Origin of the sequence: Nitrosospira sp. Is2 (assembly GCF_033095785.1) — a bacterium.
In the GTDB taxonomy this organism is placed as follows: Bacteria; Pseudomonadota; Gammaproteobacteria; order Burkholderiales; family Nitrosomonadaceae; genus Nitrosospira.
On sequence record NZ_CP137134.1, the window covers coordinates 437,713 to 459,758 of the forward strand.

Here is a 22,046-nt window from a genome sequence, read left to right on the forward strand (position 1 = left end):
TTAGCGGTTCGGCTCATAAGCAACGCTTATGAAACACCCTTGCAGGTTCTGAACGGTACGTCCGGCCGCGGCGCACGTCGCCAGCGCAGAGGCGCCTTTGCAAAATCCCAGGCTCAAAATGAAGCTTGGCCGGATATAACTGGAATTACCTGCCTGCGATCAAGAATACCATGATTTCATCATGGGTCTACCGCGTAAGGCAGAGGCATGATCTCAAGCGCGGGACCATCCGGCGATGTCCAGCGGATCTGGCTGGCCTCGGCGCTGCTTATCTGTATCACCGCCAACACATCGTATCCCCCGCCGGGGGAAGGAGCTGCGTTGACCACCGTGCCGCTGGACTGATCCCCCATGTCGGCGCTGAACAATTCGTCACCAGCCCTAATCGGCATCGCTGCTCTGCCCGGCTGGACCTTGATGCCGGCAAGATACATGCGGCGCTTGATTTTACCCAGGTACTGGGTTCGGGCGACGATTTCCTGGCCTGGGTAACACCCTTTCTCGAAACTCACTCCCCCTATGACGTCCAGATTCACCATCTGCGGCACGAATTGCTCCTGCGTCTCCGGCAGAATCACGGGAATGCCAGCCTTGATATCGAGCCAGTCCCAGCATGCCGCGCCTACCGGCCTCGCCCCCTTCCTCAAGCCTTGCCAGACCGCGGCCGCATGTTCATGGGCAATGATAAGCTCGAAACGTTCCTCTGAAAGGCTGATCACACTGCCTCTTTCGCCCTGGCTCACGCCGAGGGGAAGGGGGGAAATTTCGCCTAGAATGCTCTGGACGAGCGCCCCTGCGTGGCTACCGGCGACTCCAATGCGCACCAACGAATCGCCGGGGTCCGCCGCCAATGTGACTTTGGCGCGCAGCACGTACATCGCCAGCCGTTTCTGAATCCCGGCACGCAATGCCGACGGCAATTGCATGAGGTAGCCGCCGCTATTATCCCGCCACAGCAGAAAACTCGCCAGCATCCTGCCTTTGGGGTTGCAATAGCCCCCGTATGTTGCCACGGCCGCTGCGGGAGAACCCACTTTACTGACGTCGCAGGTCAATTGGCCTTGCAAAAAGGATTGCGCGTCCTCTCCCGCAAATTGAATCAAGTCGAAGTGCGAAAGATCAGTCACGACCGTAGCGGATTGGGTGGTGGAAAGCTCCGCCGCGGCATCGCTGAAATGAGCTACTCGACCATTCTCGATCAGCGCGTGCTGACTCTGCAGGTAGGCTTGCCAGTCGGGATTCATGCGGAACGTGTCAGGCTGTAATCTGGTTGGGAACAAGCTAATTATAAAGACAACATCCCATTGTATAAACCGTAAATTGCCAGGAATGAGATAATGGAGCCATAATGGATTCTTTACCTCCTCTCCTCGTCCTTCGTCTTGGATCATCTCTTCGTCTTGCTTTAATGCTGGGCCTGGCGCACGTGGCGGCGATTTCTCTCCTGTGGCCGCTCATGTTGCCCGTCGCCGCCAAGCTGGCCGCAACGGCCGCGCTGGCCATCAGTCTGGTTATCTATTTGAGAAATTACGCGTTGCGAAACTCCCCCGGATCGATAACAAGTCTGGCGCTTGCGGATGACATGACCTGCATCCTGGAAACACGGCGCGGCGAACGTATTGCATGCGCGCTGCTCGGCGGCAGCTTCGTCGCGCCTTATCTGACTGTGCTCGAACTGAAACCGCTGAATAAGATCGGATGGTGGCACAAACTTCATGCGCGCAGCGTTGTCATTCTGCCTGACTCGATCGCTGCTGAGGATTTCAGGCAGTTGAGGGTACTGTTGCGGTGGAAGTGGAAAGAACAGAATTGACCGCGGCCCCCCTATCCCTTCGCATCATCCTCAGCTTCCACCCCTTCTCTTCAGTCGTTTCTTCCATAGTTGTGAACTTCCGAATGGATGAGTAGTCCTAATGGCGCCAACCCCTTTCGCGGACATGGTTATGATGTATTCGACAACTAGTGGTTTCGTAAAATGCCCCGTCGGCACAAGACCGGGTGGAGCTTTTGCTCCGGCTCTTGGAGAGTTGTACCTTGGTCCAATAGAAAACATGGATCAAACCTGTAAAATTCAGCTTGTGGCAACTACTTCCCTCCATAGTTAGTAGTACCTCAGCCCGATAGCACTCACCCTGCTATCGGGTTTTTGTTTTTTAGCCCTTGCTGCGGCTGAGCGAAAGTGATCATCTTTTAAAAGGAGCAGTCCATGCGAACCACGATGATTATCATTGCTGTAATTGGGTTAGCCACGGGGCTGATACTGGAAAGCGAAAAAGCCTTCTACGAAAACCCCATGCTTACCAGTCCCACCGGCTCTGCTGCCGAAGTACTGGCATGGGAAGCCAGTGAACAGGCGGAAAGTTTGGAAAGGTTGGTGGAAACTCCTGCGCATTCTGTCCATGAAGCGACAGTGGTTGTTGAACTTGGGGCGCTTCTGCTTATCGCTGTGGCGTTATCCGGTTATGCAGCCCCGCGAAAGCGTAGAGGCAGGAAGATACGCAGCGATCGGATTACATAAATCCGGATCAGCGGTACGAAGCACCAAATGACCCGCTCTCAGCGGGTTTTTTATTTTTCACGCGTTGGACGCTGATTCCGGTTCCTGGCGCGATTTCCCCACAATGCGGAAATAAGCATGAAGAGAATACAAGAACGCTTAGACCGCGGGCTCACCCCGCAGCAACATGAATACTTCCGTTTAAACCGCCTCAGGGCTTTCTTTCACTTTCCACGCCTGTCCAAGAGCGCCGCGCCCCTCTCGTTCCTGGGCCCAACCACCACTCAGTTCCCTAGAATTTGCGCGACAATCCCATCCTGAGCAAAATGAATTTTTTCAGCCTGCTTCCATCCGCCAACAATTTCATCGACCGTAAACAACTCCAGCGCTGGAAACTGATGGGCGTACCTCATCCGCACCCATAAGTCTCTCGGGCGATAATAATTCCTGCCGACGATGTCCTGGGCCTGGGTCGTGTACAGATACTCGATATAGGCGATAGCCACGTCGCGATCGCCATTCATATCAGCGACCGCGTCCACCACGCTGACTGCCGGCTCGGCGACGATGGAAACTGTGGGGGTAACGATTTCGAACCTGTCTGCCGCTCCCTTGCCGAATTCGCGGACAACCCCGTGAGCTTCACTTTCCCAGACTAACAGTACATCGCCAATATCACGTTCGATAAAGTCAGCGGTTGCCAGTGACTTGACGTTGTTAAACAGTTTCGTGACAAACTCAAGCGCAACTGTCCGGTTGCTGCCGGATCGTTTCACGGCGTATCCCCACGCCGCCAGGTAATTCCATCGGCCGCTTTCCGAAAGACGTGGATGGGGCGTTACCACGCCCAGGCCAGGTCGCACAAGATCATCCCAGTCAAGAACCTCCTTTGGATTTCCCCTGCGCACCAGAAATACAACGGTCGATGTATATGGCGAGGCGGGCAGTGCGGCTTCGGGAGCCGGTTGTGGCGGGACGGGATTCCAGACCGGGGCAATAAACCGGTTTTTTTCGCGCAACTTTTCCAGATCATAATACAACGCGAGGGTCGCGACACCGAGACCGTCAACCACCGCTTGGATCGGCTTGCCCGATTTGCTCTGAGCGGGCATGACGCTGATATCGACGCCGGTTCTGCCTCTCCAGTGGGTGGCGAATGCCTTATTCAACTCTGTAAACAACACTGATGCAGCGCTCTCGGGGGGACGGTCAGAGAGTGTTTGCAACGCCGCATACGCCGCGCCCAGGCTGAGGACGGATATAACGACAGTGAGAACTATGCGGGATTTAATAAAAGACATTTTGTTTTCCTCCGATGCAGGTGATCAGGAGGAAATCTAGCATCCGTCTCCCCGGAATCAAACCAAGGAAATATGCATAGCTTATCAGACTGCCGTCAATAAACCCTGACGCCGCAGTGGGCAAAAAAAGAGGGTGGAATCAGAGTATCTGCCCACTACGAGCATTGTGCGTTGTTATGCAAAAAAAAGATAAGCAAATGAAATGATATTGGTTCCCTCGGAAAAGAGTCGCTGATAACTTTGACCCCGTGGCATCTTTCTCCTTTGTTGTAACTTGCGGCGCTGGCCATTGGCCAGCGCTTTTTCTTCTTCCAGGATGTCGAATGCGACCGAATCTCATAATTGAATAATTATTTGGGTCGCGCTGCCGGGGCTAGCCACTTGTAACGGGGACTAACCCGCTTACCGGCCTCGGAATCCAATTTTCCGGGTTCCCTAATCCAGCATGCCCTCCGCTGCCATAAAGGAAGCCCCATATCGCGTCATCACTAAAAAATTTTTTTTAGTTAAACAGACGGTTATTTGAAATGACTCATCTCATCAAAACAAATTGATATAAGCTTATATCTAAATCTGCTATAACTAATGCAGCATCGACTTTGAGCCTTGGCTCGCGGGTGCTAATCATCAACCGTAAGTACTATTAACTCGACAGGGAGAAAAAGAAATGGCAGACATTCATCAGGGACACTCCGCATTGGGGGACGTGGCCGCACGAACGCTGGCCAACGCCACCAAAACCGTCCCGCAGTTACGGCTCATCACGCCGCGCTGGTTTACCCACATGCTGCACTGGGTGCCCGTTGAAGCGGGTATCTACCGGGTCAACAAGGTAAAAGACCCCAACAAGATCACCGTGGACTGTTCACAGAGAGAGGAAGAACGCGAGTTCAATACGACTTTCGTGGATTACGAGGAGTGGGGGCGGGAGTACTACCTGAGCGCGGTCAACACGGTGGTGGACATCCACACCCGCGTTTCCGACCTGTACAGCAGCCCGCACAACCAGATTCACGAGCAGGTTCGCCTTGCCATCGAAATTGTCAAGGAGCGGCAGGAGCGGGAGCTTCTAAATAACGAGGAGTATGGCCTGCTCAGAAACGTAGATAACGGCATGAAGATCAAAACCCGTACCGGCGCGCCTACGCCGGACGACATGGATGAACTGATTGCCCGCGTGTGGAAAGAGCCAGCGTTCTTCCTGGCACATCCCGCCGCCATTGCGGCGTTCGCGCGTGAATGCACGCGCCGTGGCGTCCCCCCGCCCACCATTTCGCTTTTCGGCTCTCAGTTCCTCACCTGGCGCGGCTTCCCGCTCATTCCGACCGACAAGATTGATGTTGTCGACGGCAAGACCGCCATCCTGCTGCTGCGCGTAGGGGAAAGCCGTCAGGGTGTCGTCGGGTTGTATCAGCCGGGACTGGCGGGAGAACAGGGCATGGGTTTGTCGGTGCGCTTCATGGGCATCAATCACAAGGCGATCTCGTCGTATCTGATTTCACTCTATTGCTCGCTTGCGGTTCTCACGGAGGATGCCGCTGGCATACTTGAAAATGTCGAGGTTGGCAAATATCATGACTACAAGCATGAATACGCCAAGTAATCCGTTGGGGATAGGCGGATTGAACGAAGCGCCAGGCAATCTCCCGGACGTCGCGGAGCTTACCCGCCTTGCCAACGAATTTTATTCGACTCCCCCGGGATACTCCACGCCTCCCGGACAGCGCGTCACGGGGAAACCGTCCGGCGATGCCAGCGTGTCGCCGTCCGGCATAAGCGAAGCCGCCCCCTGGTCTTCCCCTGCTGCCTTCGAAACGCCATACAACGTCCCCCATTCTGCGGCAGCGGCGCACGTTCCGCCGTCTTTCGTTAATCATCGACCTGAGGGGATACCGTCCGAGGTTCCCGGCTCGGATATGGCTGCCTCTCATCCCAGGGCCACCGCGGCCCACCCGGTTGCTCCCGAAGGCCCATATCATGTACCCCCTTCCGCCTCCGCTACGCCGTTTTCGCGGACGCCTGCACCCTCCCCGGTTGCCCCGAAGGGGCCATACGGCGTACCGCCCTCCGCCGCTGCGGCGCCTGTGCCGGGAACGCATGCAGCGTCCGCAATCGCTCCCGAGGGCCCATACCATATACCCCCTTCCGCTTCCGTCACGCCGTTTTCGCGGGCGCCTGCACCCTCCCCGGTTGCCCCAAAGGGGCCATACGGCGTACCGCCATCCGCTGCCGCAGCCCCTGTGCCGGGAACGCATGCAGCGTCGGCAATCGCTCCCGAGGGCCCGTACCACGTGCCCCGTTCCGCTTCTGCTACGCCGTTTTCGCGAACGCCTGCTCCCTCCCCGGTCGCTCCAAAGGGACCATACAACGTGCCACCGTCCGCCGCAGCCGGGCCAGGCCCTGCTGGTTTCGCGCCATTCGCCGCGCAGGCAGGAGGATCGCATTATGCTATTCCCTATGCTGGCGCAGCCGCACAGGCAATGAACCTTCCGGAACCTCCGGCGTTCGGCACTGATATTCCATTTGCCGATACCGGCCCGTTTACAGGGTTTCCTGGCGTGCCTTCTGTCCTTCCATCCTATGAAATTCCTGGCAGCAATTCCGGAACCTCGGCTGGCACGGGCGCGCTGCCCATTCCTCGCACCGGTGAGCCGTCGTTCTATTTTCTCGAGGGTGCCACCCCGTTCGGCAGTGGCGCCCGGGCATCGGCGATGCCAGGGTTTACAGGAGCGCATCCCCCGTTTGACGCCAATGCCGTGCGACGCGACTTCCCGATCCTGGGTGAACGGGTAAACGGTCGCCCGCTGATCTGGCTGGACAATGCCGCCACCACGCAGAAGCCCCAGTCCGTCATTGATCGCCTGACGTATTTCTACCAGCACGAAAACTCCAACATCCACCGCGCCGCGCATGAACTCGCTGCGCGGGCCACCGATGCGTATGAGGGCGCGCGGGAAACCGTGCGCCGCTTCCTCAACGCGCCGTCGGCAGACGAGATCGTTTTTCTCAGGGGAACGACCGAGGCGATCAACCTTGTTGCTCACAGCTGGGGCCGGCAAAACGTCAGGGAAGGGGACGAAATCGTCATTACCTGGCTGGAACACCACGCCAATATCGTCCCCTGGCAGCAGTTGTGCAACGCGGTAGGTGCGAAACTTCGCGTGGCGCCAGTGGACGACGATGGCCAGATATTGCTGGATGAATATCAGAAACTGCTCGGCTCGCGTACCAAAGTCGTGTCGCTCTCCCAGGTTTCGAACGCACTCGGCACCGTAACCCCAGCCCGGGAAATGATCGAGATGGCGCACCGAGTCGGGGCCCGGGTGCTGGTGGATGGGGCGCAGTCCGTCTCGCACATGCGCGTAGACATGCAGCAACTCGATTGCGACTGGTTTGTTTTCTCCGGCCACAAGGTATTCGGTCCGACCGGGATTGGGGCCCTGTACGGTAAAAGGGACCTGCTCAATTCCACTCCCCCCTGGCAGGGAGGCGGCAACATGATCCAGAACGTCACCTTTGAGAAGACGGAATACCACGAGGCGCCGGCGCGTTTTGAGGCGGGGACGGGAAATATCGCGGATGCGGTGGGACTTGGTGCTGCGCTAGAGTACGTGGAACGCATCGGCATCGACAACATCAACCGCTACGAGCATGAGTTGATGGCTTACGCGACACGCGGCCTCAGTACTGTTCCCGGGCTGCGGCTGATTGGCACGGCTAAGGACAAGGCAGGCGTGCTGTCCTTAGCACTCAAAGGATTCACCACCGAAGAGGTCGGCAGCGGATTGAACGAGGCGGGAATCGCGGTACGCGCGGGACATCACTGCGCCCAACCGATCCTGCGCCGTTTCGGCCTGGAAACCACGGTACGTCCTTCATTGGCAATGTACAACACGTTCGCGGATGTCGATGCTCTGGTGACGGCATTGCATCGCCTGCGCGGCGGACGTAATATTTTTTAACGCGGCACAGGGCGCAGAGCAAGGTAAAAAGGGTGAAATACAGGGAGGCTGGGCCCACCGCTGCGTTAATCCGCCGGACCCCGGAGAAGACTAATTCGGGGTCCGGCACTTCCGGTGCCGAGCGCGACAACGGGTCGTCCCCATGACCTGTCCCTCTCCTCGCGCCGCAGACATTTTCTCCAAAGAAAAATGATGGATCTCCGTTAAAAGGCATGCAGCGCAGTATTGATGACATTGTCGCCGAGTTGCGGGCGGTACGGGTTGCGTCGCTGGAATACAGGCAACGCCGCGACCGACCGCCCAAGCTTCCGTCGCGCAAAGCCCTCGCGGGTATTGTGGAGGGATTAAGCGCCGCGTTGTTCCCTAACCGCTTGGGCCAGCCGGAACTCACCGATGCGGGCATTGATTATTACGTCGGCCATACGCTGGATGTGGCGCTGCGTGAGTTGCTGGTACAGGTAAGCCGCGAGTTGCACTTTGCCTCGCAACTGGAGACACTGGGCGATGCCGATCGCGAGCGTGCGACTGATATTGTGCACGCATTCGCCAAACGCCTGCCGCACATTCGCGGCTTGCTGGACAGCGACATCCGCGCGGCTTATGAGGGAGATCCGGCAGCGCGGACGATGGACGAGGTGCTCGTCTGCTATCCTGGCATTACCGCCGTCGCCCATTACCGGCTCGGGCACGAACTGCATAGCCTTGGCACTCCTCTCATCGCCCGCATGATTTCGGAGATTGCCCACTCCATCACGGGCATCGAGATTCACCCCGGTGCGCAGATTGGGGGGAGTTTTTTCATTGACCATGGCACTGGGGTTGTCATTGGCGAAACAGCCATAATTGGCCAGCATGTGCGTCTATATCAGGCCGTAACACTCGGGGCTAAACGCTTTCCAGTGGATGAGCATGGGGCGCTGATAAAAGGCAATTTGCGCCACCCCATAGTCGAGGATGATGTAGTCATTTACGCGGGCGCCACCATTCTGGGCCGCATCACTATTGGACGTGGGTCAACCATCGGTGGCAACATCTGGCTTACGCGCAGTGTGCCCCCTGGCAGCAGCATTTCACAGGCGCAGGCACGTTACGAAGCATTTGAGGGTGGCGCCGGAATTTAATCCTTTATCGATATTATTCTTGTCAAAATAACAATATGAATTTTCAACAGCTGCGCATCATCCACGAAACGGTCCGGCAGAACTACAACCTGACAGACGCGGCGAATGCCCTGTTTACTTCCCAATCCGGCGTAAGCAAGCACATCAAGGATCTTGAAGATGAACTGGGGATCGAATTGTTCGTGCGCAAGGGCAAGCGCCTGCTGGGATTAACCGACCCCGGCAAGGAGTTGGTGAAGATCGTCGAGCGCATTTTGCTGGACGCAAAGAATGTCAAACGACTGGCCGAACAGTTCAGCAAGCGGGACCAGGGCAGGCTCACTATCGCAACTACGCATACGCAGGCCCGCTATGCGCTGCCGTCAGTCGTCACCCAGTTCAAGAAAGCCTTCCCCCAGGTACATCTTGTCCTGCATCAATCCAGCCCGAGAGAAATTGTGTCGATGCTGCTCGATGGGCAGGCGGATATCGGTATTGCAACCGAGGCGCTGGAGAGCGCTGCGGAACTGGCCTTATTTCCATACTATTCCTGGCATCATGCGGTCATCGTGCCACACGGACATCCACTTGAATCGGTTCGCCCGCTCACGCTGGAAGCTATTGCCGAGTTCCCCATCATCACCTATCACGAGGGATTTACCGGGCGGACGGGAATCGATCGGACGTTCGCGCAGGCAGGATTGGTGCTCGACATCGCCATGTCGGCCCTGGATGCGGACGTGATCAAGACTTACGTCGAACTCGGGCTTGGGGTAGGCATCGTCGCGTCAATGGCTTTCAACCCCGACCGCGATACCCGGCTCAATCTGCTCGATAGCTCGCACTTGTTCGAAAAACATACAACCAATATCTCCGTCCGGCGCGGCCATTATCTTCGGGGCTATGCTTACCGCTTCATCGAGTTCTGCCTGCCATCGCTGACCGAGGCGGCGGTTCGATCCGGCGTCAGGCCGGAGTTGGACGTGGAACTCGCCGATTAAGCGGCACAAGTTGATGCCGCAAATTTATACCCCGGTTTATCACCCGTACCGTTCCGGCATGCCACGACTATCCGCCTTTTCCCGCGTTGTTGCTTTCAAAACATTACTGTTCAGGCGATCCGCGCCGCCCTGACTTTTGGGAAACAGCGACCCATGAGCGATAACGTCTCCTCACCAACAAAAATAATTACGATCATTGGCGCCGGTTTCTGTGGCGCTCTCACTGCTGTCAATATCCTTCGCCGGAATCCGGGAGCGACGGTACGTATCGTTCTTGTTGACCGCAGCACCCGGCCGGGCCGGGGACTTGCTTATGGGACCTGGGACGATAATTTTTTATTGAATGTGCCGGCCGGCAATATGAGTGCGCTGCCGGACGACCCCAACCATTTCGTGCAGTTTTGCCAGAACATTGATCCTGCATTCAATTCCGCAACGTTTGTGTCAAGACGGCTTTATGGTGATTATCTGGAGCTCACCCTGCAACAGGCGGCAGAACAAAGTGGCGGAACGCCGTTCGAACAGGTGCGCGGCGAGGCCGTCTCGATTCGGAAGCGCCCCGAGGATGATAGCTATCAGATCGATCTGGCGAATGGACGAAGCATCCGGTCCCATCAGGTTGTTCTTGCCCTCGGGCATTTTCCCCCTTCCACCCCCGCTGCCATTAGCGGACTCCATGAAAGCGGCGTATATATCGGCAATCCGTGGGATTCTGTTGTGCTTGAGCGCACGAATGGAGAGGCTCCGGTCGCGATCCTGGGTACAGGGCTGACCGCGTTCGACGTGTTGTTCCGCCTCACCATCAGCAGCAGCACACGGAAAGTCTACCTGATCTCGAGACATGGGCTTTTTCCCCAGCCCCACCGTTTCAATCCAAAACCGCCCGCCGCGGCCGGTTTTCCGTCATTTCTCGAAAATTTGCCCGTAACCGTGCGCGCCTATTTTCACGCCCTACGGCTGGAGATCAGGAAAAATGCCGCAAACGGGGGCGACTGGCGTGACACGATCAACCTGTTGCGTCCCCACACGCCCCTCATATGGCAGCGATTTTCAGTGGAAGAACGGAAGAAATTTCTTTCCCGCGCTGTCGCGTATTGGGACATACACCGCCATCGGCTCGCACCGGCCGCGCATTTACGCCTTAGAAACATGCGCGAATCGGGGCAAGTGGAAGCGGTAGCCGGCCAGATCCAGGGCTATGAAGTAAAGGGCGGCAACGTATCGATCAGAATACGGGAGAGGCATACCGGCCAACCCAAGGAGCTCGATGTCAGCCGCTTGGTGAACTGCACCGGCCCAACCTGCGATATCAGCAAGGTAACGCTACCACTGATCGCCCAGTTGAGAGACGAAGGCTACCTGAAGCAGGACCCCACAAGGCTGGGGTTCGAAGTGAATGATGAGTACCAGGTAGTCGATCGCGGTGGGGCGCCTGCAGACAACCTTTTCTATATCGGTCCCATGCTGAAGGCCGGCCTGTGGGAAGCAATCGCAGTTCCTGAACTGAGGGTGCACGCGCGGCGTCTGGCAGAATTCCTGACGAGCGAACTCTCCCAGAAATAAAAAAGCAACACTACTAGCGAGTAGGCTTTCGATGTTCAAGCATACTCCACCGCTACTAGACATCTTCACCCAGGAAGCCGCCGCTCTGGTGGCTCCACAGGCGGGCATAGAGACCGCCGCTCTCGATGAGCGCCTGATGAGTCCCTTCCTCCACGATCCGGCCCTTGTCCACCACAATCAGCCGGTCCATCGCCGCAATCGTCGACAGGCGGTGGGCGATGGCGATGACGGTCTTGCCTTCCATCAACCGGTATAAACTCGACTGTATGACCGATTCCACTTCCGAGTCCAACGCGCTCGTGGCTTCGTCCAGCAGGAGAATAGGCGCGTCCTTGAGCATGACCCGGGCGATCGCGATCCGTTGGCGCTGCCCGCCGGAAAGTTTCACGCCGCGCTCGCCCACGTGCGCATCGTAGCCCGCGCGTCCCACGGGATCAGTCAGGCTCATGATAAAGTCATGTGCCTCGGCTCTTTTCGCCGCGGCGATCATATCCGCGTCCGTCGCACCCGGTTTGCCGTATAAGAGATTCTCCCGCACCGAACGATGCATGAGCGAAGTATCCTGGGTGACCATTCCGATATTGGCGCGCAGGCTATTCTGGGTAACATATTTGATATCCTGATCATCGATCGATATACGCCCCTGCTCGATGTCATAAAACCTCAGCAACAGATTGACGAGTGTCGATTTACCCGCGCCCGAACGACCAACGAGTCCGATTTTCTCGCCCGGTCTGGCGTGGAGCGAAAGATGATCGATGACAGGCGTCGTTCCGCCGTAACAGAACAAAACATCCTCGAACCGAATGTCGGCCTTGCGGATTCGCAGGGGTTTCGCTTCGGGAAAATCCGTCACCACATGCGGACGGGATAATGTTTCGATCCCATCCTGCACGGTGCCGACCTGTTCAAATAACGTCGCCATTTCCCACATTACCCAGTGCGACATGCCGTTGAGCCGCAGCGCCATCGCGCAAGCCGCCGCCACCGCACCCACGCCTATCGCGTTATCGGCCCACAACAGCAATGCGACCGCGGTCGCGCTGATGATCAGAAGCGCCCCCATGATCTGATTGACGATTTCAAAGGTGGTCACCAATCGCATCTGCTTGTATACCGTCTTTAGAAAATCCTGCATGGCCGATCTCGCGTAACCCGCTTCCCTGCCTGTGTGCGAAAAGAGCTTTACGGTAGCGATATTTGTGTACGCATCGCTGATGCGCCCCGTCATGAGCGCGCGCGCGTCGGCCTGGGATTGAGAAACCCGGCTCAGCCGTGGTACGAAAAACCGCAATGCGCCCGCATAGAGAATGAACCAGCCGATAAAAGGCAGGGACAGCCAGCCGCTGAAATTACCTACCACCACAACGAGGGTGAAAAAGTAAATCGTCACATAGACCAGGATATCGCCGAGAATGAAGCAGACATCCCGCAGCGCCAGCGCAGTTTGCATCACCTTGGCCGCCACGCGGCCGGCAAATTCGTCCTGGTAAAAATTCATGCTCTGGTTAAGCATCAGGCGGTGGAAGTTCCAACGCAACCGCATCGGAAAGTTGCCGCCCAGCACCTGGTGCTTGAACAGGTTTTGCAATCCCACCAATATGGGGCTGGCAGCCAATAATCCGGCGAACAGAAGCAACGTCGTTCGCTCCTGCTCCCACAACAGGGCGGGGGGTATGCGGCTCAGCCAATCCACCACTTTTCCCAGAATGGCGAACAACAACGCCTCAAATGCGCCTATCGCGGCCGTAAGCAAGGTCATCCCGACCAGATAGCGCCGGACCCCGCTGGTGGCTTCCCATACAAAAGCCAGGAATCCCTTCGGCGGAACCCGGTCCACGATATCGGGATAGGGATACAGCTTTTTTTCGAAATAATTAAACATCCAGCCTTAGTAACGTATCCGCGACCTTATGGCAAGACCCTACGCGAATCACGCGGATATCGATTGCCTCATGACTTGAATAGGGTCATGCCCGGCCACTTGCGCAGGCATTGTTAAGGTTGCTGCCGGACAGTTGAACCGGAGGGGTCGCGGCCCATGGATGAGAATGAAGGTGTTTTCACGCCATAAAATACTGCTGTGGATGTTACAGCTCTCTCAAATTAGGAGAAAATACGAACAATGACCGCTTCAATTTTATATCGCCGCGATGTCGCGGCCCGTATTCTCCAGGAGGAGACCATGCTCATGACGGATCAATCCATCGCGGCGGAACATTAATGCCGGGCGCCTATGCACACCTCACCCTGGTCAACCTGATCCGGGAACCGGTCCGTCTTGAAAGCCATGGCTTCCAGCCCGAGGCCATTGTTCCGGTACTCGACTACTTCCGCTTTTGCGAACTCGGCGCGATCAGTCCGGACTATCCTTATCTGGATATTGCCCATCCCGATGCGTGTGAGTGGGCTGATCGGATGCACTACCAGAAAACCGGGGATATGGTCAAAGCGGGCATTGACCATATCAGGAAGCTCGACGGCCCCTCGCAGCAAAAGACGTTTGCCTGGCTGCTGGGCTATACCAGCCATGTCGTGACCGATGTAACCATCCATCCCGTGGTCGAACTGAAGGTGGGTGAATACCAGAAGAACAAGGGAAGGCATCGAACCTGCGAAATGCACCAGGATGCCTATATCTTCCAGCGGCTGAATATCGGTGAAATAGGCCTGGCCGAACACCTCGATTCCGGGATCTGGGGCTGCTGCGAGCCCCCTCGCAGCGGAAAACTCGACACGGCTGTTGCCAGCACCTGGCAGCGCATGCTTGAGACCTGCTACCCCGCCGCCTGTCAAACCCATCCTCCGCTCATCAACGACTGGCACGGTTCCTTCAAGTTCATCGTCGATAAGGCCGAGGAAGGTAACGCGCTGCCCCCCTTTGCCCGCCATGTCGCGGCCAACATCGGCTTGACCTATCCGGCCATCATCGATCTCGACCCGCAGTATCTGGAGGCGCTGGAAACCCCGCTCGGCGCGATGCATTATGACCAGATATTCGACCGGGCGATGGAAAACGTGCTGAATGCCTGGGCACACATTGCCGATGCAATCTTCAACAACAGCAATACCTACCAGACTGCGGCGGTTAACTGGAATCTCGATACCGGGCGCGACCAGACCGGGCGTTATGTCTACTGGCAGGAGAAAGGACAGGGGTGACCACGATGATCCGGACACCTGTTAAGGTTACTGTCACGGTAGCGCTCGTGCTTGCCTTGGCGGCGGGTTGCGCGCCGGTTCCGCAGCGCCCCGACAGGGAGGAAATGTACATCAAGGCTTCCGCGCTGACGAAACTGTCTGCTGCGGTGGAATCGACGGTCCGCTACAAGAATCCGCCGCCGGAACTTAACGACCGAGAACTGCTGACGCTCGCCACGCGGCATGATCCGGCACTGCTGGATAATTTCAAAGACTACACGGTCCGGGTGCTGCGGCAGGCGCGCCATTCCGTAGTGCTGGTATGCGATACATCAGGTACCCGTGCCTTGCTGGAGGATGCAGGATGCTCCGGCCCGATGGATCGCCACTCCTGGATGGAAAAACCGGAACCGTGCGAATTTACGATTAATACAAAAGAGGTGTGCGGGAGAGATTAACGCGGTTCGGGTTACCACTACCTCAACCCTGCCGTTTCAGTACCGTATCCCTTGCCTGCGGCAGCAGTTCGGGATAATCCCGGCTGTAGTGCAGGCCACGGCTTTCATGGCGCAGCATGGCACTTAGCACGATCAGGTCGGCGGTATCGACGAGATTCCGCAATTCCAGCAGGTCGCTGGTCACATGGAAGGTAGCGTAATACTCGTTGATTTCCTCCCGCAGCAACTCGATGCGGCGCCGCGCGCGCTCCAGTCGCTTCGTGGTCCGGACGATCCCCACATAGCTCCACATGAAGCGCCGCAGTTCATCCCAGTTATGCGAGATAACGACTTCTTCATCGGCGTTGGTGACGCGGCTCTCGTCCCAGTCCGGCAGGTCCACGGCAGACTCGGGCGCCTCCACCGTAATATCCTTCGCGGCGGCCTGCCCGAATACCAGGCATTCCAGCAATGAGTTGCTTGCCAGCCGGTTGGCGCCATGCAGACCCGTATGGGCGGTCTCGCCGATGGCATATAAATTGTCCAGGTCGGTCTTGCCGTTAAGGTCTGTCACGATGCCGCCACAGGTATAGTGGGCCGCGGGCACGACTGGAATGGGTTGCCTGGTAATATCGATGCCGAATTCCAGGCAGCGCTTATAAATGTTGGGGAAGTGTTCCTTCAGGAAATCCTCGGGTTTGTGCGAGATATCCAGATAAACGCAATCGAGCCCACGCTTCTTCATCTCGAAGTCGATTGCGCGGGCGACGATATCGCGCGGCGCAAGCTCCGCGCGGGCGTCGTGCCAGGGCATGAAACGCGACCCATCAGGGAGCTTCAGCAGACCGCCTTCCCCGCGCACTGCCTCGCTGATGAGAAACGATTTGGCATGCGGATGGTAAAGGCAGGTGGGATGGAACTGGATGAATTCCATGTTCGCAATCCGACAACCCGCACGCCAACCCATCGCAATGCCGTCGCCGGTGGCCGTATCCGGATTGGTGGTGTAGAGATACACCTTACCCGCCCCGCCGGTCGCCAGCACGGTATTCCCCGCCCCGATGGTTTGCACCTGGCCAGTTGCGCTGTTCAGCACATAGGCGCCATAGCAGCGGTTGCTCTTTCCATCGCCGGCCGCCGGCAGATGGCTCAACTTCGCGCTGGTAATGAGATCGATCGCGACATGATGCTCAAGCACGGTGATATTGGGATGGTTGCGGGCCTGGTCGATCAGGGTGAGCTGAACCGCCTGCCCGGTCGCGTCCGCCGCGTGAATGACACGCCGCACGCTGTGGCCGCCCTCCTGTGTCAAATGATATCCGGTCCCGTTGTCATGATCGCGGGTAAATGGCACTCCCTGGCTGATCAGCCACTGGATGGCCTGCGGACCGTTTTCGACCACGTAGCGGGTAACTGCCTCGTTACACAGGCCAGCCCCTGCCACAAGCGTATCCCTGATGTGAGATTCGGATGAATCTTCTTGCGACAGCGTTGCGGCAATGCCCCCCTGCGCCCAGCCGCTGGCGCCATCGAGCAAGGCTTTTTTTGTGATCAGCCCAACCTTCCTGCCGGATGCCAGATTGAGGGCGAGGGTAAGACCGGCGAGACCGCTGCCGATAATCAGAGTATCGAAATGAAGTCGTGGCACTTGAGGTTATTGTTTTGTTTCAGGAGCGGAATGATACCAGACCTCGCGCTGCCCTTTATATAAGGCGATGGGATCCCCGCCGATAAGTTTCCCCTAGACGGGATCGCAGTTCGCAGATGAGAGACGCCTGCCGCAGCGAGAAAGCTGATGCACACGCCCTGCCGGCACCCAGTGAGGATAAAGGTTTGCGGATTACGTCGCGGTTCCGTCGGGTAGCGAACAGAATGCACCCAGTCATGCGCGCACATTATTGCGTCACCGCCATGTATTCACCCGGCCAAAAGACCCGAAGTCTGCCTGGAGGCTGCGGAAACCTCCTAATTCAGCGGAATCCATTTAACTGCCCCCAAGGAGCTGTCATGGCACTTTCTATGAATACCAGCCAGAACATTGACTCATGCATTGACGTTTGTAATAGCTGTCACCAGATCTGTTTACAGACGGCGATGACTTATTGCCTCGAATCGGGAGGCGAGCACGTCGAGCCCGAGCATTTACGTCTGATGATGAACTGTGCTGAAATATGCCAGACCGCATCAAATTTCATGTTGAGCGGTTCCAGGTTCAGCGAGCAGATTTGCCGAGTTTGTACCGAAATATGCGATGCCTGCGCGGAAAGCTGCGAGAAGATCGGAGACATGGAAGAATGCGCGAGTGCATGCCGTGACTGCGCCGAGAGCTGCCGCAACATGGGGGGCGATGCGACTAGCTGATCCCTATAAGCCGCGGAGAAAGCCGATCGGGACGATTTTTCCCGTTCACAAAATCAGTACAGGAAGCCTTCTTCAATACCCCTAGCGGCGCCATGACCGGGCACACGGATCAGCTGTAATTGCTGAAGCTTTCCGTGCACGGCGATAGGGGGCTGGACGAACTGCGGGCGCCGTGTTCGCCCGCGCCGGTTTTACAATTTCGCCGGGTTGCGAGAGGCCTTGAGTTCACTTGCAAAACGTTAAAAAGATGCGACCGCTCTATCCGTGGAATAACCACGTTTTCAACTGAACTAATTTATACTATGCATTGTCTCTGTACACAGATCACGGATATTAAGCCTGGAGCGCGTCATTCCCCGATGGACCCTTGAACGGGTATACTTGGCTGAGCTGCATGATATCGCAGCAATTGCAAGTTAAGAACCATCAATTCGGGGATTAGGCGGCATGGGTGACCGGGAAATTGATCAACAACTGGTGGAGCGCGCGCAGCACGGCGATAAACAGGCGTTCGATCTTTTGGTGGTCAAATACCAGCGCAAGCTTGCACGATTGCTTTCGCAATTTATCCGGGATTCGACGGAAGTCGAAGACGTTACCCAGGAGGCTTTTATCAAGGCGTACCGGGCTCTGCCGTCATTCCGTGGAGACAGCGCCTTTTATACCTGGTTGTACAGGATTGGCATTAATACGGCGAAGAATTTTCTTGTGGCTCAAGGTCGGCGCGCGCCCACTACCACGGCTGGATTCGATAACGAAGATGCCGAAGGATTTGAGGAAGCGAGCCAGTTGCGAGAGATGAACACGCCGGAGAGTGAACTGACAAGCAAGCAGATCGCTCAAACAGTGAACCAGACGCTGGAAGAATTGCCTGAAGAGTTGCGGACGGCAATTACGCTAAGAGAAATAGAAGGACTGAGTTACGAGGAAATTGCGGAAATCATGAATTGCCCCATTGGTACGGTCCGGTCGCGCATATTTCGCGCTCGGGAAGCGATAGCGGAAAAACTACGGCCCTTGCTGGGGACCGGCAAAGACAAGAGGTGGTAGCATGCAGGAAAAAATATCGGCGTTAATGGATGGTGAGCTAAGTGAGGAAGACGCGGCAAGCGTAATCCGGGAATTCGAGGCTACAGACGGTCTGCGGGACCAGTGGGCGATGTATCATCTGATCAGTGATGTTCTGGAGCATTCCGAGGCAAGACAAACTGACGTTTCGCGGCGTGTGAGCGCAAGATTGGCTGCGGAACCCCTGATCCCTGCGACGCCGAACGTGACGGTGCTTCGTCCGAAGGCAAAGCGCAAGCCTGTCGCTTATGCGGCTGCTGCCTCGATCGCCGCGGTTTTTGCCGCCGGCTGGATGAGTTTGCAAACGACGCAAGCACCCAATCCATTGCAGCAAAATCTTGCTGACGCCCGGCCCACTCCCGTCAACGCGATACCTGTCATACCAGCTGCGGCAACTCCGGTTACCGCATCCGCTCCAGTTCAAATGAATGATTACCTCCTGGCGCACAGAGAGTTTTCGCCTAGCACCGCAATGCATGGCGCAGCGCCTTATACGCGTACGGTAGCCCAGTCGCGCGAACCTTTCGGCAGATGACACGAGTTGCACTGGCTGCCCTGTTGCTGCTAAGCACCAGCGGTCAGCCTTTATTCGCGCAAAACCGGTCCAGTTCATCCCAAGAAGCATTAGGCTGGCTGCAAAAAGTCGCTGCAGCGCCTCGCCAGCATAACTACGTCGGCACTTTTGTCTATTCGTCCGGCAGCGAGATTGAAACCTCTCGGATCGTCCATCTGGTAAACGAGGAAGGGGAGCAGGAAAGAAGCGAGGTTCTCGACGGCTCGCCACGTGAGATTGTCCGCAACAATGACGAGATGAGATGCTATTTGCCGGACACCAAAACCGTTGTCACCGAAAAGCGCTGGCTGCGAAAGGTTTTTCCGGCACTGCTTCCCCAGCCGTTGAGCAACCTCGATGACAACTACATTGTGAAAATGGGCGGAGTGGAACGCGTCAGCGACTACCTCTGCCAGGTCATCGAGCTGGAACCCAGGGACGACAAGCGCTATGGGCAAAAGCTGTGGGTGGATACCGAAACCGGTTTGCTGCTGAAAGCCGCGGTGATGGACAAGGACCGGGTAGTGGAACAGTTCGTGTTCACGGACCTGAAAATCGGCGGCAAGATAGACAAGGAATTGTTGAAATCCAGATATGCGGGAAAGGCTGCCGGATGGCACAACACCAACCTGGTATCGTCGACGATCAAAAGCGGACAACTCGGCTGGCAAGTCACGGATCCGCCCCCGGGGTTCAAAAAGATCATTGAAATGAAGCGCAATCTTTCTGAAAAATCGAGGCCTGTCGCGCATATTGCGCTTTCGGATGGCCTTGCCGCCGTGTCGGTATTCATCGAGCCTGTTTCGAAGCAATTCACGCCGCCGGCCGAGGGGCTTTACCACAGCCGCGGAGCGATCAATATCTATACCCGCACCATGGCAGACAACGTCATCACCACGGTAGGCGAGGTGCCCCCGGCTACAGTCATGCAGATTGGAAACTCTGTGGCCACCCACAAAACCGATTGACGAGTCCTGCGAAGCCCATTGGCATAAACCCCTTGCCTGAGCCACCTTCCCCGCCCCCGTGCACGAACCGCTGGATATTTCGACCCTCGAGCATTACAACCCTCGGCACTTCAGTTCCATGCGAGGATTAGTCGGCCCCGTTTCAGATCAGTATCACCCTTGAACAGTGCAATACACCCTGCATATAGACTATAGTTGCGCTATAAAGCGCGGAGTGAGCGGGGATAGACATTTTTCTAGTCCCTAATACCCGGCTCGCAGTTTTATTTCCCATGAAAGGTAGAGAATGATACTCAAATTTTTTCTTGTGGCGTTGTTCGGTTTATCTACTGCCGTTTCGGCGCAACCCGGAGATCTGCCCAATTTTACCGATCTGGTTGAAAGGGAGGGCTCCGCCGTGGTGAATATCAGCACGGTCCAGGCTCCCAGCATGGGCACCCGGACTTTCCCCGGGATGCCGAATATTCCGGAGGATGATCCCTTCTTCGAGTTCTTCCGACGCTACGCTCCTCCCCATGGAATGCCCAAAGATTTCGAGTCGAAATCGCTGGGTTCGGGCTTCATTATCAGTTCGGACGGTTATATTCTGACCAATACCCATCTGGTGGATACGGCCGACGAAATAAATGTGAAACTGACGGACAAGCGCGAATTCCGCGCCAAACTGATCGGAGCCGACCGGAGAACGGATATCGCGCTCCTGAAGATTGATGCCACGGGTCTGCCCAAGGTCACCCAAGGCGATCCCGAAAAGCTCAAGGTTGGCGAGTGGGTCGTGGCTATCGGCGCGCCCTTTGGGTTCGAGAACAGCGTTACAGCGGGTATTGTCAGCGCCAAAGGTCGCTCTCTGGCGCAGGAAAACTTCGTGCCCTTCATCCAGACCGATGTGGCCATCAATCCCGGCAATTCGGGCGGTCCTTTATTCAATATGAAGGGGGAAGTAGTCGGCATCAATTCGCAGATTTATAGTCGCACCGGTGGATTCATGGGCTTGTCATTCGCCATACCCATCGACGTCGCCACCGAAATTTCCAACCAGTTGATCGCGAGCGGCAAAGTAAGCCGCGGCAGAATTGGGGTCCTGATTCAGGAAGTAACCAAGGAACTGGCGGAATCCTTTGGCTTACCCAAGGCAAGCGGAGCACTGGTCGCGTCTGTGCAGAAAGGCGGTCCCGCAGAGAAAGCAGGGATTGAGCCGCGAGACGTCATTCTGAAATTTGACGGTAAAACGGTAACCAGCTCAGGTGATTTGCCCCGTATCGTAGGCGCAACAAAGCCGGGGTCGAAGGTCCAGGTACAGGTATGGCGAAACGGCGCCACCAAAGACATCGCGGTCACGGTGGACGAGCTTCCGCCTGATGAGAAAGCCGCCGGGCGCGGCGGCAAGCGCGGGAAAGCCCCGGATACCAACCGAATCGGGTTGAGCCTGAGCGAACTCACTTCGGAACAGAAGAAACAGCTGGAGGTGGACAACGGCCTGCTGGTAGAGGATATGGGGCCGGGCATTGCCGCCCGCGCCGGCGTCCGCCCAGGCGACGTGATTCTCAGCATCAACAACCAGGATGTAAAAACTGTCGAGGAATTTAACCAATTGCTTAACAAGGCTCCGAAAGGACGAAACATCGCGCTCCTGGTACGGCGCGGCGATACCACCACCTTCATTACCATGAAAGTAAACGGTGACAACAAGTAAGCCGGTAACAAACCCCGCTCCAGGCCCTGTTCCCGGCGACAGCCCCATCGAATTGATGGTTTATGCCCGGGAACACTGCCATCTTTGCGAGAACATGATTGCCGCGCTGCGGCAATTGCAGGCGCGGCTCCCGTTTCGCCTCGATGTGACGGACGTGGACAGCGACGACGATCTTCGGCTGCATTATGGCGAACGAGTTCCAGTGCTGGTGGCGAAGGGCGGGGAGGAGATTTGTCACTATCATCTCGATCGGAATGCGCTAGATGCTTATTTAGCCAAAATTCGCTAGAATGCGCACTTCTCGAATAAAGAAGGTTGCCGAATCTGTGCGGGGTCCTGCGGGACTGCGCCCCAGAGATTCAAGAGGGCACGGCACGTGCCCTTTTTAATTGTTCCCAGTC

Annotated in this window: 20 protein-coding genes; 15 read left to right on the forward strand and 5 right to left on the reverse strand. The window is 56.7% G+C overall.

Annotation, left to right across the window (positions count from 1 at the left end; all coding sequences use genetic code 11):
- Window positions 1-179: 179 nt before the first annotated feature.
- On the reverse strand, window positions 180-1,244 hold the full coding sequence (locus R5L00_RS01965) for a folate-binding protein (protein ID WP_317653074.1): 1,065 nt from the start codon (window positions 1,242-1,244) through the stop codon (window positions 180-182).
- Window positions 1,245-1,348: 104 nt separating this feature from the next.
- Between R5L00_RS01965 and R5L00_RS01970 the strand changes: the two genes are divergently transcribed.
- Both R5L00_RS01970 and R5L00_RS01975 read left to right on the forward strand, forming a co-directional pair.
- The gene (locus R5L00_RS01970; RefSeq protein ID WP_317653075.1) at window positions 1,349-1,813 is read left to right on the forward strand and encodes a protein YgfX; all 465 of its coding nucleotides are present in this window, start codon (window positions 1,349-1,351) and stop codon (window positions 1,811-1,813) included.
- Between the two features lie 393 nt (window positions 1,814-2,206).
- Window positions 2,207-2,518, forward strand: coding sequence for a hypothetical protein (locus tag R5L00_RS01975; protein WP_317653076.1), 312 nt, complete (start codon window positions 2,207-2,209; stop codon window positions 2,516-2,518).
- 263 nt (window positions 2,519-2,781) lie between these two features.
- Here the strand turns inward: R5L00_RS01975 and R5L00_RS01980 are convergent, their stop codons facing one another.
- The gene (locus R5L00_RS01980) at window positions 2,782-3,798 is read right to left on the reverse strand and encodes a sulfate ABC transporter substrate-binding protein (RefSeq protein WP_317653077.1); all 1,017 of its coding nucleotides are present in this window, start codon (window positions 3,796-3,798) and stop codon (window positions 2,782-2,784) included.
- A gap of 667 nt (window positions 3,799-4,465) precedes the next feature.
- Between R5L00_RS01980 and R5L00_RS01985 the strand changes: the two genes are divergently transcribed.
- Window positions 4,466-5,401 carry a family 2A encapsulin nanocompartment shell protein gene (locus R5L00_RS01985; protein ID WP_107692515.1) on the forward strand — a complete coding sequence of 312 codons (936 nt, stop codon included), beginning with the start codon at window positions 4,466-4,468 and terminating at the stop codon, window positions 5,399-5,401.
- A gap of 372 nt (window positions 5,402-5,773) precedes the next feature.
- On the opposite strand, the gene R5L00_RS01990 is transcribed toward R5L00_RS01985, so the two are convergent.
- On the reverse strand, window positions 5,774-6,166 hold the full coding sequence (locus R5L00_RS01990; protein WP_317653078.1) for a hypothetical protein: 393 nt from the start codon (window positions 6,164-6,166) through the stop codon (window positions 5,774-5,776).
- Window position 6,167: 1 nt separating this feature from the next.
- Between R5L00_RS01990 and R5L00_RS01995 the strand changes: the two genes are divergently transcribed.
- The 4 genes from R5L00_RS01995 to R5L00_RS02010 all read left to right on the forward strand — a co-directional run bounded on the left by R5L00_RS01995 (window position 6,168) and on the right by R5L00_RS02010 (window position 11,424).
- Window positions 6,168-7,760, forward strand: a complete 1,593-nt coding sequence (locus R5L00_RS01995) for a family 2A encapsulin nanocompartment cargo protein cysteine desulfurase (RefSeq protein WP_317653079.1) — start codon at window positions 6,168-6,170, stop codon at window positions 7,758-7,760.
- 212 nt (window positions 7,761-7,972) lie between these two features.
- Window positions 7,973-8,881 carry a serine O-acetyltransferase EpsC gene (gene epsC, locus R5L00_RS02000; RefSeq protein WP_107692514.1) on the forward strand — a complete coding sequence of 303 codons (909 nt, stop codon included), beginning with the start codon at window positions 7,973-7,975 and terminating at the stop codon, window positions 8,879-8,881.
- Between the two features lie 35 nt (window positions 8,882-8,916).
- Window positions 8,917-9,861, forward strand: coding sequence for a CysB family HTH-type transcriptional regulator (locus R5L00_RS02005; RefSeq protein WP_317653080.1), 945 nt, complete (start codon window positions 8,917-8,919; stop codon window positions 9,859-9,861).
- Window positions 9,862-10,014: 153 nt separating this feature from the next.
- Entirely contained in the window at window positions 10,015-11,424 is a 1,410-nt protein-coding gene (locus R5L00_RS02010) for an FAD/NAD(P)-binding protein (RefSeq protein ID WP_317653081.1), read from the forward strand.
- Window positions 11,425-11,479: 55 nt separating this feature from the next.
- Here R5L00_RS02010 and R5L00_RS02015 read toward each other — a convergent pair whose 3' ends face one another.
- Window positions 11,480-13,309 (reverse strand): ABC transporter ATP-binding protein, encoded by a 1,830-nt coding sequence (locus R5L00_RS02015; protein ID WP_317653083.1) that lies wholly within the window; start codon window positions 13,307-13,309, stop codon window positions 11,480-11,482.
- Window positions 13,310-13,647: 338 nt separating this feature from the next.
- Between R5L00_RS02015 and R5L00_RS02020 the strand changes: the two genes are divergently transcribed.
- Entirely contained in the window at window positions 13,648-14,586 is a 939-nt protein-coding gene (locus R5L00_RS02020) for a zinc dependent phospholipase C family protein (protein WP_317653084.1), read from the forward strand.
- A gap of 5 nt (window positions 14,587-14,591) precedes the next feature.
- Complete coding sequence (locus R5L00_RS02025; protein ID WP_317654216.1) at window positions 14,592-15,023, forward strand: hypothetical protein; 432 nt, start codon at window positions 14,592-14,594, stop codon at window positions 15,021-15,023.
- Window positions 15,024-15,045: 22 nt separating this feature from the next.
- Here the strand turns inward: R5L00_RS02025 and nadB are convergent, their stop codons facing one another.
- Window positions 15,046-16,650, reverse strand: a complete 1,605-nt coding sequence (nadB, locus tag R5L00_RS02030) for an L-aspartate oxidase (protein WP_317653086.1) — start codon at window positions 16,648-16,650, stop codon at window positions 15,046-15,048.
- 359 nt (window positions 16,651-17,009) lie between these two features.
- On the opposite strand from nadB, the gene R5L00_RS02035 reads away from it, so the two are divergent.
- From R5L00_RS02035 to R5L00_RS02060, 6 genes are all read left to right on the forward strand, one after another.
- A complete protein-coding gene (locus R5L00_RS02035) occupies window positions 17,010-17,363 on the forward strand; it encodes a four-helix bundle copper-binding protein (RefSeq protein WP_317653087.1) in 354 nt (117 codons plus the stop codon).
- 447 nt (window positions 17,364-17,810) lie between these two features.
- Complete coding sequence (gene rpoE / locus R5L00_RS02040; protein ID WP_107692506.1) at window positions 17,811-18,413, forward strand: RNA polymerase sigma factor RpoE; 603 nt, start codon at window positions 17,811-17,813, stop codon at window positions 18,411-18,413.
- A 1-nt stretch (window position 18,414) separates the two neighbouring features.
- Window positions 18,415-18,966: a sigma-E factor negative regulatory protein gene (locus R5L00_RS02045; protein ID WP_317653088.1), complete on the forward strand. Its 552-nt coding sequence runs from the start codon at window positions 18,415-18,417 to the stop codon at window positions 18,964-18,966.
- Entirely contained in the window at window positions 18,963-19,952 is a 990-nt protein-coding gene (locus R5L00_RS02050; protein WP_317653089.1) for a MucB/RseB C-terminal domain-containing protein, read from the forward strand. Before R5L00_RS02045 ends, R5L00_RS02050 begins: the two co-directional genes overlap by 4 nt.
- 286 nt (window positions 19,953-20,238) lie before the next feature.
- Window positions 20,239-21,645 (forward strand): DegQ family serine endoprotease, encoded by a 1,407-nt coding sequence (locus R5L00_RS02055; RefSeq protein ID WP_107692503.1) that lies wholly within the window; start codon window positions 20,239-20,241, stop codon window positions 21,643-21,645.
- Window positions 21,632-21,934, forward strand: a complete 303-nt coding sequence (locus R5L00_RS02060) for a glutaredoxin family protein (RefSeq protein WP_317653091.1) — start codon at window positions 21,632-21,634, stop codon at window positions 21,932-21,934. Before R5L00_RS02055 ends, R5L00_RS02060 begins: the two co-directional genes overlap by 14 nt.
- Window positions 21,935-22,046 lie beyond the last annotated feature (112 nt).